Here is a 15,332-nt window from a genome sequence, read left to right on the forward strand (position 1 = left end):
TATTCTCTACTTAATTTTTTCTATTAAATCTATTAATTCAGAATTATTATAATACTGAATTTGATACTTAAGTTTTAATATTTATTCCTTTGGTTAAATATTTTGATAGTTCAAATAAAAATTTCTTTTTATCCTTTATCGTATTTTCAAATAAATATTCAATACCTGTATAATGCGAGATTCCCATTAAATACATAGCTGTTACTTCTTTATTTCTATTTTTAATATTTCTTAAATGTTTTATATAACTTTTTTTAAATTCTACATAATATTCTCTTACTTCTTTGTTAACTACAAATTCTGCTTCTCTGATTATTTCATAATAGTTTTTATTTCGTTTAAAAAATTCCAAGAATAAATATATACCTATTAATTCCTTTTCTAATCTATTTAAGTCTAAAGGTAAATTCTTTGATATGAATAATCGCGTTTTATGCCCTATTTGTCTAACAATTTCTTTTAAAAATTCTTCCTTACTAGGGAAATATATATAAAATGTTCCCACTGCCAAACTTACATAATTAGTAATTTCAAATATTTTTACCTTGTAATACCCTTTTTGGCTAAATAAATCTATACCTGCATTTATTAATAACTGTTTTGTTGTTTTTTTTTCTTCTTCACATTCTTTGATATCAAAATCAAACAATTTATTATCATTAGTTTTTTCAAAAAAAACTCCGTTAAATACTATATCAAAAAAATCTTCCACATTCATATTAATCCAACCATATGAAGACATAATACCTAAAAATCTTAAACCACCAATTATATAAATATAATCGACCTCACTTATTTCTCTATCTAAAATCCTTTTTAGTATATCAATATATAAATTCCTTAGTTCTTTTTCATATTGGGGAAATCTATATTGTCCTTCTCTAAAAATTGTGACTAATGTTTTATACTTTTTGGCTGCACCAAATACTATATTAAAAAAAGATTTAAGTTTCTCTTTTTTAGTATTACCAGAATATTTATAAAATTCATTTTTAAGAATCTCTAATAGATAATTAAGCAAATATTCAAACAATTGTTGTTTGTTTTTGAAATAATTATAAAACACTCCGTTTGAAAGATTTGCATTTCTACAAATCTCTGCGACTGACACTGTTTCATACCATTTTTTTGAAAACAATTCTATAGCTGAATCAATTATTTTTTCTCTTATATTAGCTTTTCTCATAATAACAACTCCAAACTTTTAAAAATTTCTCAACTCATTTATAAACAACTCTGGATCCTCTACAATAATTGAATGGCCAATATGATCAAATACTTTTAATTCTCCATTTAAATATTTCAATGTTTCTTTAGCCATTGTTTCTGTAATTAATAAATCTTTTTTGCCAAGTATAAATAATACCTTATTTTTATAGTTTTTTGCAATATCTGTATAATCATATTTTTCTAAAGCTCTGGCATTTCCAACAAAACAGTTTTCATTCATCAAAAGAGCTTCATTTGTAAGTTCATCCAATAATTTTTCATCCTTATTTTCTGGCATAATAGATTTTAACGCTGTTTTTAAAAGAGTTTTATTACTCTTATACATTTCTAAAACAGGATAATTCTCTTCTGGTGTTTTTAATCCATTTATAGGGGAAGAATCTATTAAAAGCAGTTTTTCGCTTTTTTCAGGATATCGAAAAGAGAGAGATTGAGCTACAGCACCTCCCAACGAGTGTCCTACAATTATGGCTTTTTCAATTTTTAATTTATTCATAAACATTTTTACATAATCAGCATATAAGTCTATATCACACTTTTCTATTCTATCAGATCTTCCAAAATTTGGCAAATCTAAAGCAAGTATTTTAAATCCTTCAATATTCATAACTTTTTGAAACCATCGTGCAGATGCAAAATTCCCATGTATCATTATAACAGTTTTCCCATTTCCATTTTCATAATAATAAATATTTTTTCCATTAATTTTAACATATTTTCCATTCATCTTTTTATCCCTCCATAATTTCTTTTTAAAAGCCACATATGGTATTTCAAAATATTTAAAATACGAAATAATTAAGCCATACATAATGCCTTTTGGAAAAAACAAAACAAAAATTATCAGCAACCCTCCAAATATCAAAGACATTGGTATGTTTGATCTAGAAAAAACAAATGGCAATCCTGTAATTACAATAGCTCCTATTAGCCCACCATGTATTGACGATATTCCACCTATAATAATCATAGCCAATAAATTTAATGATGTTGCTAATCCAAAATCCGTTGGTGAAATATACCCCATTGTATGTGCATATAAAGTTCCTGCAATTCCTCCATATATTGCACTAATAATAAAAGCATGAAGTTTTATATAAGATATATTAATCCCATACGCCCTTGAAGCTATTTCACTTTCTCTAACCATTTTGTATTTTAATCCAATAGGTGATTTTATCAAAATAATAGCAAAATAAGATAATAAGACATAAAAGATTAAATTTATTGTGTATATGCCAAAATCATTTTTTATTAAAGGGGGTATATCTCTTAATCCCACATGTCCTCCTAAAAAATCAAAAACTCCTATTAATTGCTCAATAGCTATTCCAAATGCCATTGTTGCAATAGCTAAATAAAATCCTCTTAATCTCAATGCGGGTAACCCTATTATAATTCCTAAAATTGCAGATAATAACATCGCTATAATTAAATTAATAAAAAAAGGCATATTATATGTAAGGGTTAAATATGCTGTAGTAAAGGCTCCTATTGCCATAAAAGCTCCATGCCCTATAGAAATCTGACCTGTATATCCAGAAATTATATTTAAACCTAATGCTGAAATAGCAAATATTAATATACTTGATAATATCAATAATATAAAAGGTTTTGATAAAAATAAAATTCCTATTAATATCCCTATTAATAATATACAAATAGATTGTTTCATATTAAACTCTCCCTTCAAAACCTTTTGAAAAAATACCAGAGGGTTTAACTATAAGCATTACAATAATTAATATTAAAATTATTGATAATTGAAAATCTGGTGAAATATAAATACCAACTATTTTTTCTAAAACGCCTAAAATAATTCCACCAAATATTACTCCAAATAAACTAGAAAAACCACCCAAAACACCTGCAGTAAAACCATATAATTGCATGTTAACCATCATATTAGGATGAATATATTCTTTGGGGGCTATTAAAACAGCTACTAAAGAAGATAACGTTATTCCTATACCCCATACTATTGAATCTATTTTGTCAACACTAATACCTACCACTTCAGCACCAACTTCGTCTTGAGATCTTGCCCTAATAGCTATACCTAATCTCGTAAATTTCAAAAAAACTGCCATTATTATAGCAATTGAAAAAGCTATTATAGTTACCCAAAAATCATTAATAGGTATAACTAATATATTCTCTCCTAAATTTATTATTATTGGCATTCCTTTAAATAATTCTGGGAAAGATTGATAATCTGTACCCCATATCAATACACTCAACCCTTCAAATATCATTAATAATCCTAATGTAACTATTAGCATTCCCCCGTGAGAAATATGCTTAATAGGTTTTAATAATTTATCTATTAAAAAACCAAGAAAATAACCAAATATCAATGCTGATAAAATGGAAACAATCAAACTATGTGTTAGTGTATAAACAGAAAAGGCAAAAAAAGCAGAAATCATTCCTGCATGTCCATGTGCAAAATTCATTACTCCTACTGTTTTAAAAATAATGGCAATTCCAAATGCCATTAATCCATATAATACTCCCTGAGGAATTCCTAATATTATCCCTTGAAGAATCCACATGATCTCACCTACCAAGATAAGCTTTTTTTATTTTTTCATCGTATAATAATTCTTTTGCTATACCAGAATGTACTATTTTACCTGTTTCTAAGATATAGGCTCTATTGCTTATTTTCAAAGCTTTTATTGCATTTTGCTCTACTAATAATATTGAAATCCCCTGTTTTTTTAACTCAATTAAAACATTAAAAATTTCATCAATAATTATGGGTGCTAATCCTAATGAAGGTTCATCAAGCATTAAAACTTCCGGATCCCCCATTAACGCTCTACCTACTGCAAGCATCTGCTGTTCCCCACCTGACAAAGAACCTGCAATTTGTTTTTTTCTATTTTTTAAAATTGGAAAAAGATTATATACTTTTTCCAAATTATTTTTTTCATCTCCTCTAATAAAACTTCCCATTTTTAAATTTTCTTCAACTGTTAATCCTGGAAAAATTCTTCTGTTTTCAGGACACAATATCAATCCTCTTTTTACTAACTTCGTAGTCTTAGCTTTTGATATATTTTCTCCTTTAAAATATATTTCTCTATCACTTTTTACTATACTCATAATCCCCATTAATGTAGAAGTTTTACCTGCTCCATTTGAACCTAATATTGAAACTATTTCTCCTTTTTCTAATCTAAAAGATATGCCTTTTACCGCTTTCACATGTCCATAATTTACAAATAAGTTTTTTATTTCAAACATTTTCTGTCTCCCCCAAATATACTTTTATTACTTGTGTATTATTTGCAATTTCTTCAGGAGTCCCTTCAGCTATTTTTTCACCAAAATTCATAACAGTTATTTTGTCAGAAATTTTCATCACTAAACTCATATCATGTTCAACTAACAAAATAGTAATCTGTTTTTCTTTATTAATTAATTTAAATATATCCTCAATTTCCAATGTCTCTTGTGAATTTAACCCAGCAGCTGGTTCATCGAAAAGTATTAATTCTGGTTCTGATACAATAGCTCTGGCTATTTCTATTCTTTTTAAAACCCCATATGGTAATTGAGAAGGATATGAAGATAATCTGTTTTTCAACCCCAATAATTCTGATATTTCTAATATTTTTATTTTTATCTCCTCATCAAACTTTTTTGATTCTCCACTTAAAATTTGTTTTATATCTCCTTTAAAGTTATAAGCTATCCCTGTATATATATTTTCATAAACATTCAAAAAATTAAATAATTGTAAATTTTGAAATGTTCTTGTTATACCTTCATATATTATTTTTTCTGGTTTTAAATCCAATAAATTTTTATTTTTGTACACAACTTTCCCATTTATAGGTTTAACGACACCAGTTATAACATTAAATAATGTAGTCTTACCTGCACCGTTAGGTCCTATTAATGAATGTATTTTCCCTTTTTCTATTTTTATATTCATGTTTTTTACTGCTACTAATCCACCAAATTTTACACTTATATCTACAATTTCAAGCATTGTCTCACCTCATTTTTAAAATTAGCAGGGATTATCCCTGCTAATTTTATTTTTCATAATAGATCCAATTTGTCATCTGAGACCATACGCCTTTTCTAACTCTTAAAACATACATAGACTGTTTACCTAATCTACATGTATTATCCTCAGGATTATACGGCTTATATGTTATCTCATGTGCTAACATTCCTGTCCATTTATTCATACTTTCTAATGCTTTTACTAAATTTTCTCTTGTTAAATCTTCTCCTGCTCTAGTTACTGCTTCTACAAAAACCTCTGCTGCAATCATTCCTGCTATTGCATATGCATTTGGCATTTGATCAAAATATTTTCGATATATTTGAAATACTTTTAAATCAGGTTTTGAAAAATCCACATTTACCCATGCCATGGCTTCGACACCTTCTGCAGCTTCTTTAGCTAATAAAATATAAGAAGCATCTGAATTTGCGTATGTTAGTACATATTTTTGCCTTTGTAATCCATATTGTTTTGCCTGTTTTACAAAATTAACTGATTGTGGAATGAATAACATAACTGCTATAGCATCCGGTCGTTTTGCTATTAATTTTGTTATTTCTGTTGAAAAATCATTTGCTATTGGATTAATAGCTATTGTTTCAACGGGTTTCATATTATATTTATTTTTTAATGTTTCAACAGCAGAATTTAAAAATTCCTTCCCTGCATCATCATTTCTATATATTATTGCAATTTTTTTTGCTCTCTTTGTTTTTACTAAATAATTCATTACTATATTTCCTTCCAAAGTATAATTTGGTTGCACAGGGAATATATATTTCTTTGGTGGTATTGCTAATAATGAAGAACCACTTGCTTGATAAACATATGGCACTTTGGAATTATTTACATAATTCATAACAGCAAGATTACCCGGTGTTCCTAAACCTCCAACTAATGCAAAAACCTTATCATTTTCAACTAATCTTTTTACTTCTACAGTAGTTTTAGCCGGATTAAATTGATCATCAGCAACAATTAGATTGATTTTTCTTCCAAAAATTCCCCCATTATCATTAACATAGTTAAAATAAGCATTCATACCATTTGCAACACTTTGACCAATAACTGCAACTGGTCCTGACATTGCTTGGAATGTACCTATTTTAATTTCTTTATCGGTAACTCCTACCTCGGCATAAACTATTGATAACATCAAAATAATACTAAAAACTACTAATAATACCTTTTTCATGATATTTACCCCCTTTTTATTATAAATATTCCAATCTTTTTGCTTCTTTTTCTAACTCTTCTCTAAATTCAGGATGTGATATGTTTATTAATGCTTTTACACGTTCTCTAAAACTTTTACCTCTTAAATGCGCAATACCATATTCAGTAACAACATAATCCAAATCATGCCTTGGTACTGTTACAAAAGAACCTTGAGGTAACATTGGAACTATAGTTGATATAGTTTCTTTTTTAGCAGTTGACCTTAATGCTATAATCCCTTTTCCATTTTTACTCATTACTGCTCCTCTATGAGTATCAAGTTGTCCTCCTGTTCCAGAATATTGTTTCGGACCTATTGATTCAGAACATACTTGACCTGCTAAATCCACAGTTATCGCAGTATTTATACTTACCATGTTTTCATTTTTTGATATAATATACGGATCATTTACATAATTTCCTCTCATTATCCAAACACCAGGATTATTATCTAACCATTCATACATCCTTTTTGTTCCCAATGCAAATGTACATATAAATTTTCCTTTCCATAACGTTTTTTTCATATTGGTTATGACTCCAGCCTCAAATAAATCAATCATCGATTCAGTAAACATTTCTGTGTGTATTCCCAAATCTTTTTTATGATTTAAAAGTTTTGCTACCGCATTAGGTATTCCGCCTATCCCAATTTGCAATGTTGAACCATCATCAACCAATTCAGATATATATTCTGCAATAATTTTTTCTGTTTCAGAAGGTTCGACTATTGGTAACTCTGGAATCTCCCATGAATTTTCAACAATATAATCAACTTGTGAAATGTGTACTTGAGTTTCTCCGTGAGTCCAGATGAATTTATCATTTATTTCTAATATTACTATATCTGCTTTTTCTAAAACCTCCATTTCATATACATTGGAAATACCTAAATTAAAATATCCTGTTTTCTCATGCATAGGAGTCACAGTTCCCCAAAAAATTACAATATTTCCATTCTCTTTTTCAGACATTAATTTATCTGTACCAGCCATATGTAAATTGTTTGGAATGAAATCTACTGTTTTTAATCCTAATTTTTTTGCTTTTCTTGTTGGCGGACTTAAAAACCATGAATGATTATTATAAACATTCTCATATTCTTCATTCATAAAAAAATCATATTCTTTCATATTCAAACAAGTTACTACTTTTAAATTTTCAAAGTGCGACTTGTATTCATGTAAATTTCCCAATAAACCTTGTGCTTCAGCAGAAGCCAATCCTGTAATTATAGTTGCTTTTTTTGGTAAAGATAATATAGCATCTTCAATACTTCTTAATTTTTTATTATATTCATCTTTCCACATTTTATCACCTCTCATATTTGCCCCAATGTACTACCGCAGAAGCCCATACAAAACCCAATCCTGCTCCTGCAAGAACTACTTTATCTCCAGATTTTATTTTTCCACTTTTTAAACCTATTTCTATAGACAGCACCTGATCATTTTGCCCAATATGTCCATATTCTTCCAAATATGTACTTTGAGATTTTTTTAATCCTAATTCTTCAAGAACAGATAAATGTGCTGATCTTTTAAAATGTAAAATAGCTAAATAATCAATATCTTTTCTCTCAAGGTTTGACTTTTCCAAAGCTTTATCTATTACATAATAGAAATTCGGCATTGTTTTTTTCTTTAATTTTTCTTTAAAGCTTTCAACATCCCTAACAACAAAATGAAATTTTTCAATATCTTCTTTTTTCATAGGCCAATTTTTTGTTCCTCCAACCTCTACAACACAATCCTCGGAAAAAGAACCATCACCTTTAAAGGCTGTACCTAAAATAACATTTTCATTATAATCCTTTTTTAAAATCATGGCGGCTCCACCTGCACCTATGTCAAACATAAAAGATGTTTCTTTTACATTATAATTAATTAAATCACCATTTCTGTAGCCACTAACTAATAATACAGTTTTTATCTCTTCATTTGCTAACATCATTGACCTTGCAACTTCCATAGCACTCATCATTGAGCCACACATAGCTTCCATATCAAATGACCATGCATTTTTAGCGCCCAAAACATCAGCCACTTTTAACCCAGCTAACCAACATGGATAATCCTTATGTTGACCACCATTCCATATAACTAAATCTATATCTTCTGACTTTATTTTCGCTCTTTCTATAGCTTGTTGTGCTGCTTTAATCCCCATATAACTCGTTGTATCTTTCGGACCAGGAATTGGTTTTTTTATAACTCCAAATTTCTCTTTTATTACATCAACTGGTATTTTTGTTTTCTCAGAAATTTCTTCTGCTGTAATAAATGTTTCTGGAATATACACACCTATACTTAGTATTCCAACATTCATATAATCACCTCAATTCTATTCTACAAACTTTTAATAAATACAAATAAATATGAATCACTTCTCATGAATAATGAACTATTTCTCATTATATCTCTTTTTACATTTTTTATAAAATTGCTTTATAACTGATTAAAGCAGATTCAGCAATTATATTCTTATTTATAAAATAAAATCTTCAATTTAAAAAGATTTATGTTATGTTAATATGTGTTATAATTTTTTATAACACATATTTGAGAGGTGATTCATATGTTTTTTGAAAAAAAAGGGATATATTATGAAATTTATGGTGAAGGAAAACCACTTATTTTGCTTAATGGTATAATGATGAGTACTTTAAGTTGGACATCTCATATTAAAGTTTTGAGTAAATATTTTAAAATCATTGTATATGATATGAGAGATCAGGGAAGATCAAAAAAATTAGAAGAAGGTTATGACATATCCATTCATGTTGAAGACTTACATAATTTTATAATTCATCTTGGTTTAGAAAAAGTAAATATTTTAGGATTATCATATGGAGGTCAGGTTGCAGAATTGTTTGCTATAAAATATCAAAAAATGATAGATAAATTGATATTATCAAATACTACTTCTAAAGTTGATAATTATTTATATGCAATTGGCGAAGCATGGAAAATTGCTGCAAAAACGTATGATGGTGAAATTTTTTTTGATTTGGCTTTACCTTTTATATACTCTAAAACTTTTTATAATGAAAAATTGGAATGGTTGATGAATAGAAGAAAGTTATTTAAAGACATATTAACAAAAGAATGGTTTGATTCTTTTATTAGATTATCTTCTTCGAATACTACTTTTGATGTTTCAAATGAAATAGAAAAAATTAATATACCAACATTATTGATCGCTGCAGAAGAAGATATTCTTACTCCTGTTGAGGATATGGCATATATTAATTCAAAAATCAAAACATCAAATCTTGTTGTTATAAAAAATTCAGGACATGCTGCATTTTTAGAAAAAATAGATTTATATTGTAATCTAATAAAAGGTTTTCTATTATAAAAAACTCTATTTAAATATGGCATAGTAGTTATATTTCAATATGTGCATTTATTTTTACATATATTTCTTTATAATTAATAAGGCGATTTCTACTTTCAAATATTAATCTGGATAGAATATTCTATCCAGATTATTTCTAAAAAAATAATTAAATTTTTGAACTATTTATATTTTTAATAGTCTAAATAACAAACAAAAATAATAATGATATTGGAGGGATATTATGATAGATTCAAAAAAAACTCTAGAATTACTTTTTGATCTTATTTCTAATTTCACAAAAACAATATCGGACTTTTCAGAAGCAGAAAAACTTAAAACTATGGAATTTTATATTGTGATGTATATCGGATTAAAAGGACCACAAAAAATGAGCAATTTAGCAAAACATTTTTCCACAACAAAAAGTAATATAACAAATATTGTTGATAACCTAGAAAAAAAATCATATGTTGAAAGATTAAGAACCAAAGAAGATAGACGAATTATCTTAATAACACTTACAAAAAAAGGAGAAAAAGTATTTAGTGAAACAGTTAAAAATTTTAAGTTACTATTTAATGATTTTATATCTAAAGTTTCTAAAGAAGATTTTGAAATTATTTCAAAAGGGTTCTATAAAATAATAGATATTTATAATTCTTCAGGAAGTGATTAATATGATTTTAATTACAGGAGCTACAGGGCATATTGGTAATATTTTGGTGAAAAAACTATATAAATCTGGAAAGAAAATAAGAATATTCGTTTTGCCAAATGAAGATTTATCTATGTTTAAAGGAATGAATTTAGAAGTCTATTATGGTGATATCAGAGATTATAATGCAGTAAATAAAGCTTGTAAAAGTATTAATAAAATTTTCCATCTTGCTGCTGTAATATCTTTGCTTCCATTAAAAAATAAACTTGTATATTCTATAAATGTTGGTGGCGTAGAAAACGTTATAAAAGCTATAAAAGAAAATAACATTGAAAAATTGTTATATGTTAGTTCTGTTCATGCTTTTTCAGAAATAGAAAAAGGAGCTACAATTGATGAAAATACCCCTATCGACCCAAATAAAACTACTGGTGCATATGGAAAATCAAAAGCTATAGCCACTTTGAAAGTATTAAATGCTATAAATAATAATGAAATAAACGCTACTATTATTTTTCCAACAGGGATTATAGGGCCATTCGACTACAAAAATTCTGAAATTACTAAAGTATTTAAAAATTACTTAAATAATGAAATAAAAATTTTTATTGATGGAGCTTTTGATTTTGTAGATGTAAGAGATATTGTGGATGGTATAATAAAAGCTTCAGAAAAAGATAATGAAAAATATATATTAAGTGGGGAAAATTTGTCTATGAGAATTATTTTTCATTATCTGAATATTATAACAGGAAAAAATATCAAGATAAAATATATTTCCGAATTGAATTCTTATATTATATCTTATTTTAGCCTTTTTAGCTATCTTACTAAAATGAAAAAAAGTTTATATTTAAGTCCCTATAGTGTTCATACTTTACATAAATATTATAAATTTTCTCATAAAAAAGCTCAAAAGGATTTAGATTATAATCCACGTTCATTATATGAAACAATAAAAGATACAATCTCATGGATATGTAAATATTAAAATGATAAAAACTGGTTATCTTCAATGTTATTCTTGTTTAATATATCTTTTATAATATCCAATGTAATAATAATAAATTCGAAATTTCAAATGAGTATAGAAATGAAATAAGGGGTAGAATAGGATCATTAAAAATGGTAATAATGCAGATAGCAACAATAATTGGAATATATATAGGTGGAAAAATAATAGATAAAATCAGCAGTGGGTATTATTTAATATTTTTAGGATTAACAGGCATATTAGTAACAACGCTTTATATAATTCCATATTCTCGTGAGAATATATAAAAACAGTTTTTTGTAAGATACATTTATGCTATAATAATACTAAGAAAAAACAAATGTGGAGATGATGAAAATGAAAAAATTACCAATAGGAGTACAGGATTATAAAGAAATAATAGAAGAAAATTATATATATGTAGATAAAACAAAATATATATTTAATTTAATAGATAGTGGAAAATTTTATTTTCTCTCAAGACCAAGGAGGTTTGGTAAAAGCTTAACAGTATCAACATTGTATTATTTATTCAAGGGAGAAAAAGAATTATTCAAGGGAACATACATATATGATAAATGGGAATTTAAAGAATATCCTGTAATAAAACTCGATATGTCAGATAATACATTAACAACATATGATGAATTTATAGATTCACTTGATGAAAGAATTGGAGAATTATATAGAGAATATGATATTTCACCAATAAAAAATAATTTACCAACAAAATTTGGACATTTAATAACAGAATTAAGTAAAAAATACAAAGAAAAAACAGTAATACTCATAGACGAATATGAATCACCAATACTTGAGCATATAAACAATAAAGAAAAAGCAGAAGAATTTAGAGCATTTTTAAGAGAATTCTATAAAAAAGTAAAAACAAAAGATGAATACATAAAAAAAGAAAATAATAAGTGCAATACCGTATAACTTACACAAAAAAGAAGAAAAGTATTATCATTCATTAATATTTACAATAATAGCATCAGCAGGAATAGACGTAAAAGCAGAAGAATTAACAAACTTAGGACGAAGTGACCTTGTAATAGATTTTGATGAAAGGATATATCTTTTTGAAATAAAAGTAGATAAAAGTGCAATTGATGCAATAAACCAGATAAAAGAAAAGAAATATTATGAAAAATACAAAGGAAAAGAAATATATATAATAGGAATAAACATTGATTCTGAAAAAAGGAATATTGATGATTATATAATTGAAAAGATATAACTGCACATAATCTCAAATTAACAAAATCCCCGTTTTCGGGGATTTTGTTATAAGAATTTATCAATAATTGTATCAATCAAAATTCTTTCATCATCCTCAAAAGAGTAATAACCAAGAGCAATACGTTTTTGACCAAGACCATATTTAATGGCAAAATCATGAATTTTTCTTTAAAATTCTTCACATTCTTTAAAAGCTCAGTGATGAGTTTTTTTCTCCACCTTCCTTATCCACCATGCAGCGCCATTTAAATCATTACACATCATAGTACGGAAATTCTTTTGCAAAATTATATCCTTCTATAAATAACTCATATGCTTTATTATAATCTTCATTCTTAATATAACCTCTTGCCTGAGAATATCTTAAAATTAATCATCCTTTTATAGAGAATTAATCATTTTGTTTCATATAAAATTTAAAAACAAGAAATTTTAGCTTAATTAAAATATAAAAAAGACCAAATAGATATATGAAATATCTAAAAAAAAGAAAAGAAGCACAGTATAGAATTATTACAAAAAAATAACAAAAATTAAAAAAATGAAAATTAATTAAAATGTAACAAAAATCGAATTCTAAAACATTGATAAAAAGCGGTTTTCTATTTTAGAAAAAACACTTGCAAGTCATGTTAGAAATGGTAAAATATAAAACTGAAAGAATGAATTTTGAAATGAACCTGGAGTAAGAAAATTTATTTTCATAGTAATAACCAAGGCATTTATTATTAAAAATCATAAAAGAAATTTATGATTATAGTCATCAAAATTAAATAAAAAAATAACAGCAAAAATATATCGAGTGATATAATAATTATGTAAAAATTTTTAATTTTAGAAAATAAAAAACTATTATAATTTTACTTGAATTTTACATAGTATAGTTGACATCTTTTTTTTTTTTTTTTGCTAAAATTATTGTGAATTAAATAAGTGAAAATAATAATTTTTAGTTAAATGTAACTTAATATAAAAATTATATATCCATAAAGTTTTATTATGAATTATTAAGTTATAAAATTCGCAATATTTAATCATAATATTATTAAATAAATCACATGTTATAAGTGAGAAAAATTTCGAAAATATTTTTAATTATATATTCTCAGTCGACTGAGTTATTCTAATGTCAGAACAAAAAATAAAGGGGATGATAATATTAAAAATAATATTGATTTTCACATATTTGAAAAGTTAAATGAAAAAATTATTTTTTTCCCAGAAAGTATAGCATGTTATAAATTAGATGAAGATGCATATAACTTTTTAAAAGAATATAAAGAAAAAAGTATAAATTTACCGTTTGAATTAAAAGAGTTTATCAAAAATAATTCAATAAAAATTACTGATACTATTGATAAAAAAATTTGTTTTATGAGAATATTAACTTTAATGCTTTAGTATTAAATATAGCTCAAAAATGTAATATGAAATGTATTTATTGTTTTGCTGATAATGGCACATATGGTAATACCTCTTTAATGAACTTTGAAACTGTAAAATTAGCATTGGAAAAATTGTATAATAATAATTTTGAGCAATTATCAATTTCTTTTTTTGGTGGAGAACCATTATTAAATTTTAAGCTTATAAAAAAAATTGTTGAATATATAGAAAAAAATTTTGATCAAAAACCTGCTTACAATATAACAACAAATGGAACATTATTAAATGAAAAAATAGCCAAATTTATGAAAAAATATGATTTTAAAGTAATGATAAGTATTGATGGAGATGAAAGAGAACATAATTTGTTAAGACCTCTAAAAAATAAAGAGGATTCTTTTAAAAAAACTATAGAAGGAATAAAATTGCTGGAAAAGTATGAGATTCCATATATTACAAGGATGACAGTAACAAAATTTAATCAGGATTTTGATAATTTCTGGATTAAATATAATTTCAAAAATATTGTTCGTGCATTTGTAGCTCCAGAAGATTATACATTATTACCAGATTTAAGAGAATACAATAAAAAAATAGAATCATATATTTCCGGAGAAGACAAAACAATTTCTGGAATAATATTATCTTCAATAAATGTTAGAAAAAATAGAATAAAAAACAAAAATCAATTAGTGATAAACTGTTTTGGTGGTGTAAGAGAAGTTTCGCTCTCTGCTGATGGAAATTTGTATATGTGTCATCGTGCAACAGGAAATGAAAAATATTATATAGGTAATATATTTAAAAACACACATGATGAAATAATAAAATCAGCATATAAACTGTTCAATAAAATAATGGTAGGTATTGAAAGTGAAAAATGCAATAAATGCTGGGCAAGAAATTTGTGTGGAGGCGGTTGCCATTTAAAAAATGATCTTCAAAAGACATATCCAAAAGAATTTAAAAATTATTTTTGTGATCTTATAAAATTGGAATATGAATGGGCAATGGTATTGTTATCTAAGGAAATAAGCAGTAAAGTTACTTATTAAAATAACTTTATTGTAATAATCATGATGAGGGGGTATGTAGATGGCATTTAAAATCATAAGTTTAAACGAACCAGGAGTTTTATCTGATTCATCTGACTTAACTCCATGTGAAAGTGATCCGGGGGCTGGAGATGGTGGAATGCTATGTTTATTTACATGTGCTCCAGGTAGTTTGGATAG

The 15,332-nt window shown here is 26.1% G+C and carries 13 protein-coding genes and 1 pseudogene; 6 read left to right on the forward strand and 8 right to left on the reverse strand.

Annotated elements, in window-relative coordinates:
• Nucleotides 1-67: 67 nt before the first annotated feature.
• From X274_RS07925 to X274_RS07960, 8 genes are read right to left on the reverse strand one after another with little or no spacing between them, the layout of a single operon-like run.
• Nucleotides 68-1,186 (reverse strand): TetR/AcrR family transcriptional regulator, encoded by a 1,119-nt coding sequence (locus tag X274_RS07925; protein ID WP_047266294.1) that lies wholly within the window; start codon nucleotides 1,184-1,186, stop codon nucleotides 68-70.
• Between the two features lie 18 nt (nucleotides 1,187-1,204).
• Nucleotides 1,205-2,905: an alpha/beta fold hydrolase gene (locus X274_RS11830; protein WP_047266295.1), complete on the reverse strand. Its 1,701-nt coding sequence runs from the start codon at nucleotides 2,903-2,905 to the stop codon at nucleotides 1,205-1,207.
• A gap of 1 nt (nucleotide 2,906) precedes the next feature.
• Nucleotides 2,907-3,785, reverse strand: coding sequence for a branched-chain amino acid ABC transporter permease (locus tag X274_RS07935; RefSeq protein ID WP_047266296.1), 879 nt, complete (start codon nucleotides 3,783-3,785; stop codon nucleotides 2,907-2,909).
• 4 nt (nucleotides 3,786-3,789) lie between these two features.
• Nucleotides 3,790-4,482 carry an ABC transporter ATP-binding protein gene (locus X274_RS07940; RefSeq protein ID WP_047266297.1) on the reverse strand — a complete coding sequence of 231 codons (693 nt, stop codon included), beginning with the start codon at nucleotides 4,480-4,482 and terminating at the stop codon, nucleotides 3,790-3,792.
• On the reverse strand, nucleotides 4,475-5,233 hold the full coding sequence (locus X274_RS07945; RefSeq protein ID WP_047266298.1) for an ABC transporter ATP-binding protein: 759 nt from the start codon (nucleotides 5,231-5,233) through the stop codon (nucleotides 4,475-4,477). Before X274_RS07945 ends, X274_RS07940 begins: the two co-directional genes overlap by 8 nt.
• Nucleotides 5,234-5,279: 46 nt before the next feature.
• Nucleotides 5,280-6,452 carry an ABC transporter substrate-binding protein gene (locus X274_RS07950; protein ID WP_047266299.1) on the reverse strand — a complete coding sequence of 391 codons (1,173 nt, stop codon included), beginning with the start codon at nucleotides 6,450-6,452 and terminating at the stop codon, nucleotides 5,280-5,282.
• A 19-nt stretch (nucleotides 6,453-6,471) separates the two neighbouring features.
• Nucleotides 6,472-7,785 carry an acetyl-CoA hydrolase/transferase family protein gene (locus tag X274_RS07955; RefSeq protein WP_047266300.1) on the reverse strand — a complete coding sequence of 438 codons (1,314 nt, stop codon included), beginning with the start codon at nucleotides 7,783-7,785 and terminating at the stop codon, nucleotides 6,472-6,474.
• 4 nt (nucleotides 7,786-7,789) lie between these two features.
• Entirely contained in the window at nucleotides 7,790-8,803 is a 1,014-nt protein-coding gene (locus tag X274_RS07960) for a 3-oxoacyl-ACP synthase (RefSeq protein WP_047266301.1), read from the reverse strand.
• Between the two features lie 249 nt (nucleotides 8,804-9,052).
• Here X274_RS07960 and X274_RS07965 point away from each other — a divergent pair, with 249 nt between their 5' ends.
• From X274_RS07965 to X274_RS11640, 6 genes and pseudogenes are all read left to right on the forward strand, one after another.
• The gene (locus tag X274_RS07965) at nucleotides 9,053-9,835 is read left to right on the forward strand and encodes an alpha/beta fold hydrolase (protein WP_047266302.1); all 783 of its coding nucleotides are present in this window, start codon (nucleotides 9,053-9,055) and stop codon (nucleotides 9,833-9,835) included.
• A gap of 223 nt (nucleotides 9,836-10,058) precedes the next feature.
• Entirely contained in the window at nucleotides 10,059-10,493 is a 435-nt protein-coding gene (locus X274_RS07970; protein WP_047266303.1) for a MarR family winged helix-turn-helix transcriptional regulator, read from the forward strand.
• Nucleotide 10,494: 1 nt separating this feature from the next.
• Nucleotides 10,495-11,466, forward strand: coding sequence for an NAD-dependent epimerase/dehydratase family protein (locus tag X274_RS07975; protein WP_047266304.1), 972 nt, complete (start codon nucleotides 10,495-10,497; stop codon nucleotides 11,464-11,466).
• A gap of 134 nt (nucleotides 11,467-11,600) precedes the next feature.
• On the forward strand, nucleotides 11,601-11,756 hold the full coding sequence (locus X274_RS12020; RefSeq protein WP_156166171.1) for a hypothetical protein: 156 nt from the start codon (nucleotides 11,601-11,603) through the stop codon (nucleotides 11,754-11,756).
• Nucleotides 11,757-11,826: 70 nt separating this feature from the next.
• A pseudogene (locus tag X274_RS07980) lies at nucleotides 11,827-12,709 on the forward strand (AAA family ATPase).
• 1,369 nt (nucleotides 12,710-14,078) lie between these two features.
• A complete protein-coding gene (locus X274_RS11640; RefSeq protein ID WP_052913251.1) occupies nucleotides 14,079-15,152 on the forward strand; it encodes a radical SAM/SPASM domain-containing protein in 1,074 nt (357 codons plus the stop codon).
• The last annotated feature ends 180 nt before the right edge of the window (nucleotides 15,153-15,332 follow it).

It is taken from the genome of Marinitoga sp. 1155, from assembly GCF_001021175.1.
Classification (GTDB): Bacteria; Thermotogota; Thermotogae; order Petrotogales; family Petrotogaceae; genus Marinitoga.

Excerpts from the sequence above, each read along its gene's own strand:
- X274_RS07945 (WP_047266298.1), bottom strand. The coding sequence starts at position 5,233 with ATGCTTGAAATTGTAGATATAAGTGTAAAATTTGGTGGATTAGTAGCA.
- X274_RS12020 (WP_156166171.1), top strand. The coding sequence starts at position 11,601 with ATGGTAATAATGCAGATAGCAACAATAATTGGAATATATATAGGTGGA.
- X274_RS07935 (WP_047266296.1), bottom strand. The coding sequence starts at position 3,785 with ATGTGGATTCTTCAAGGGATAATATTAGGAATTCCTCAGGGAGTATTA.
- X274_RS07940 (WP_047266297.1), bottom strand. The coding sequence starts at position 4,482 with ATGTTTGAAATAAAAAACTTATTTGTAAATTATGGACATGTGAAAGCG.
- X274_RS07955 (WP_047266300.1), bottom strand. The coding sequence starts at position 7,785 with ATGTGGAAAGATGAATATAATAAAAAATTAAGAAGTATTGAAGATGCT.
- X274_RS07975 (WP_047266304.1), top strand. The coding sequence starts at position 10,495 with ATGATTTTAATTACAGGAGCTACAGGGCATATTGGTAATATTTTGGTG.
- X274_RS07965 (WP_047266302.1), top strand. The coding sequence starts at position 9,053 with ATGTTTTTTGAAAAAAAAGGGATATATTATGAAATTTATGGTGAAGGA.
- X274_RS07970 (WP_047266303.1), top strand. The coding sequence starts at position 10,059 with ATGATAGATTCAAAAAAAACTCTAGAATTACTTTTTGATCTTATTTCT.
- X274_RS07950 (WP_047266299.1), bottom strand. The coding sequence starts at position 6,452 with ATGAAAAAGGTATTATTAGTAGTTTTTAGTATTATTTTGATGTTATCA.
- X274_RS07960 (WP_047266301.1), bottom strand. The coding sequence starts at position 8,803 with ATGAATGTTGGAATACTAAGTATAGGTGTGTATATTCCAGAAACATTT.
- X274_RS07925 (WP_047266294.1), bottom strand. The coding sequence starts at position 1,186 with ATGAGAAAAGCTAATATAAGAGAAAAAATAATTGATTCAGCTATAGAA.
- X274_RS11830 (WP_047266295.1), bottom strand. The coding sequence starts at position 2,905 with ATGAAACAATCTATTTGTATATTATTAATAGGGATATTAATAGGAATT.